Below are 2,305 nucleotides of genomic sequence, written 5' to 3'. Positions count from 1 at the left end.
CGGCGCTCCCGGCGGCCGCGTCGAGCGCACGGGCGAACGACGGCGCGTGCTCGAGCAGCCGGTCGAGCCCCGCGAGGCTCATCGTGCGGCCCGCCCGTGGAACCTCTGCTGGGCGGCCGTCAGCCCCTCCGAGACGACCGCCTCGGCCGCATCCGCGGCATCCTCGAGCAGCACGTCGAGCGTGTCGCGCTCAACCTTGCCGAACGGACGCAGCACGAAGTCCGCCGGATCCTGCTGCCCCGGCGGGCGTCCGATCCCGATACGCACGCGCAGGAACTCGGGAGTCCCCAGCGCCTTCGCGATGTCCCGCAGACCATTGTGACCCCCGTGGCCTCCGCCCTGCTTCAGCTTGATCGTGTCGAAGGGCAGGTCGAGCTCGTCGTGCAGCACGACGACCCGCTCGGCCGGGACGGAGAAGTACTTGGCGAGCGCGGACACCGGCCCGCCCGAGGTGTTCATGTAGCCGTTGCTCTTCGCGAGCACGAGCTTCGGCCCGCCCGGACGCAGGAAGCCCTCGGCGACGCGCGAGTTCGTCCGATGCGCGGCGAAGCGGCCGCCGATGCGCTCGGCGAGGGTGTCGAGCGCCATCTGACCGACGTTGTGCCGGGTCGTCTCGTACTGCGGGCCGGGGTTGCCGAGACCCACGATCAACCATGCATCGCCCACCGCATCGCTCCCTTCGCAATTCTTACGCCTGCGCCAGAACATACCCGCCCTCGTCCATCGACCGTTCATCCTCCATCGAAGCACGCACCGCCGACATCCGCAGCCGAGGGAAGAAAGACGTCATCCTGCGTTCGTGGAACAACGCACCGGATTCCGCCGCGCGGAGCGGGGAACCCGGCGCGGATCCAGTCGCGCAGGATGACGGATGGGATTCGGCGGGCCGAGCGCTACTCCGCGGGAGCCTCTTCCGCAGTCTCGGACTCCTCGTCCTCCGAGGCGCCGCGCGGCACGACCACGTGGACGACCAGGGTCTCCGGGTCGTCGAGCAGGGTCTCGTCGCTCGCCAGCGTGATCTGACCGGCCAGGATCTGCGAGCCGGCCTCGAGGCCCTCGACGTCCACCTCCACGTTCTCGGGGATGTTGGTCGCGGGCACGCTCAGGCGGATCGTGTTGAGCTCCTGCAGCGCGTTGGTGCCCGAGAACGAGGTGCCGACGACGTGCACGGGGACCTCGACCTCGACGGTCTCGCCCTTCTTCACGATGACCAGGTCGACGTGCTCGATGATCTGGCGCACCGGATCCCGCTGCACGTCCTTGACCAGCACGAGCTGCTTCTTGCCCGAGAGGTCGATCTCGATGAGGGCGTTCGCGTGGCGGATGATCAGACTCAGCGGGTGGGTCTCGACCGACGCGTGCACCGGATCGGTGCCGTGGCCGTAGATGACGACGGGGGTCTGGCCGGCGGCGCGCAGCTTGCGGGCCGCGCCCTTGCCGAAGCTCTCGCGGGGGGTGCCGACCAGCGCATTGGTCTCGCTCATGTTCTTCTCCTTGCGGGCTCTCGCCCAACAGGGCGGGCCCGGCCCGCCTGGTTCGATGTCTCGCACTGTGCTGTGCTCGGATGCACTGTGGCGTGTCAGAAGGGCCCCAAGGAGGCTCCACCGCGTCGATAACGGGCGCGCGTGCGCCCCTCGCCGAAGTACAGCGTAAAAGTCTACCCCATTCCGGCGGACCGGATTTCACCGAGTGCTTCACACGCCGCGCGAAGTCCGCTACGCTCGTCGACGTGAAGATCTGACGCAGTCCCGTTCCGCGCCCGAGGCCGTTGCCGCGCCCGGCGGAATCGTTCCGTTCTGCGAAAGAGGGCCCATGCCCGCCCACCCGACATCTTCGTCCGCCGTGCCGTTCGGCACCGCACCGGCGCCCGCCTCCACCACGACGCACTCGTCCACGGCGGCACCCTCATCGGCGGCGCCGAAGCCATCCGCCGCGTCCCGGGCCGCCGCGCTCGACACCGGAGCCACGACCCGCTCCCACCTCTCGGTCGACGGCGTCTCCCTCGCCTACGGCGACCGCCGTGTGCTCACCGACGTCTCGTTCTCGGCGCGCAACGGGGAACGCCTCGGCCTCATCGGCGAGAACGGCACCGGCAAATCCTCGCTGCTGCGGGTCATCGCCGGCGTGCAGCGCCCGGATGCGGGCGGGATCACGGCACCGGGGTCGGTCGCCCTGCTCGAGCAGCGGCTCCCCTACCCGGATGCAGCAACCGTGGCCGAGGTGCTCGACGACGCCCAACGGCCGGCGCTCGATGCGCTCGCCCGACTCGAGTCGGCGGCTGCTCGGTTGTCCGCCCGACCGGACG

The 2,305-nt window shown here is 70.2% G+C and carries 3 protein-coding genes; 1 reads left to right on the top strand and 2 read right to left on the bottom strand.

Annotation, left to right across the window (positions count from 1 at the left end):
* Positions 1-78: 78 nt before the first annotated feature.
* Positions 79-666, bottom strand: coding sequence for an aminoacyl-tRNA hydrolase (gene pth / locus ACFPZL_RS12455; protein WP_218113929.1), 588 nt, complete (start codon positions 664-666; stop codon positions 79-81).
* Between the two features lie 227 nt (positions 667-893).
* Positions 894-1,484 carry a 50S ribosomal protein L25/general stress protein Ctc gene (locus ACFPZL_RS12450; RefSeq protein WP_218113928.1) on the bottom strand — a complete coding sequence of 197 codons (591 nt, stop codon included), beginning with the start codon at positions 1,482-1,484 and terminating at the stop codon, positions 894-896.
* Positions 1,485-1,812: 328 nt separating this feature from the next.
* Between ACFPZL_RS12450 and ACFPZL_RS12445 the strand changes: the two genes are divergently transcribed.
* Positions 1,813-2,305: ATP-binding cassette domain-containing protein (locus ACFPZL_RS12445; protein ID WP_382335665.1), on the top strand; the 493-nt coding region annotated here is incomplete at its 3' end.

Source organism: Leucobacter soli (assembly GCF_042659205.1).
GTDB lineage: Bacteria > Actinomycetota > Actinomycetes > Actinomycetales > Microbacteriaceae > Leucobacter > Leucobacter soli.
The sequence above is the reverse complement of the archived record's forward strand: the minus strand, read 5'-3'. Positions and strand labels throughout refer to the sequence as shown.

Excerpts from the sequence above, each read along its gene's own strand:
- ACFPZL_RS12450 (WP_218113928.1), bottom strand. The coding sequence starts at position 1,484 with ATGAGCGAGACCAATGCGCTGGTCGGCACCCCCCGCGAGAGCTTCGGC.